Below are 253 nucleotides of genomic sequence, written 5' to 3'. Positions count from 1 at the left end.
ACATTTGCTCTTACTGTTGAATCTTTTTGACCAATAGCAACATAGATACAAATCGTACCTTGATCTTTTTGGTTCAAAATTGTGTCAATTGCAATTGTTGTTTTACCTGTTTGACGGTCACCAATGAATGATTTCAGATACAACAATTGCTGCGGTTAGAACACAACATACGAAAATGAAAGATAAATTCAGAGTAAACTTTAAAATTGTATTGCCAGGTGCTATTTTAACGATTATTATTCTGTATTTCTTA

Annotated in this window: 1 pseudogene; it reads right to left on the bottom strand. The window is 31.2% G+C overall.

The annotated features are described in order from the left end of the window. Positions 1-125: pseudogene (locus tag IDG63_RS14800) on the bottom strand (hypothetical protein); the annotation flags it as partial. Between the last annotated feature and the right edge of the window lie 128 nt (positions 126-253).

The organism is Staphylococcus sp. EG-SA-14 (assembly GCF_017151935.1).
Classification (GTDB): domain Bacteria; phylum Bacillota; class Bacilli; order Staphylococcales; family Staphylococcaceae; genus Staphylococcus; species Staphylococcus aureus.
The sequence above is the reverse complement of the archived record's forward strand: the minus strand, read 5'-3'. Positions and strand labels throughout refer to the sequence as shown.